At 52.6% G+C, this 272-nt stretch carries 1 protein-coding gene; it reads left to right on the top strand.

Annotated features, from left to right (window positions below):
* Positions 1-272 (top strand): transposase (locus tag R2R70_RS20350; protein WP_410978953.1); only part of this gene is annotated, 272 nt, incomplete at both ends.

The raw sequence follows: 272 nt of genomic DNA, 5'->3' as shown, positions 1-272 counted from the left end.
ATGGCGACTACATATGGGATATGATCCTCATACCTGTCAGTTCACTGATTTTGAGCTAACCGACAGCAGAGACGCTGAACGGCTGGACCGATTTGCGCAAACGGCAGAGGAGATACGCATTGCTGACCGGGGATTCGGTTCGCGTCCCGAATGTATCCGCTCACTTGCTTTTGGAGAAGCTGATTATATCGTCCGGGTTCACTGGCGAGGATTGCGCTGGTTAACTGCAGAAGGAATGCGCTTTGACATGATGGGTTTTCTGCGCGGGCTGG

The organism is Cobetia sp. SIMBA_158 (assembly GCF_046566945.1).
GTDB lineage: Bacteria > Pseudomonadota > Gammaproteobacteria > Pseudomonadales > Halomonadaceae > Cobetia > Cobetia amphilecti.
Note: the sequence above shows the minus strand (reverse complement) of the source record. Positions and strands in the feature narration are given on the sequence as shown.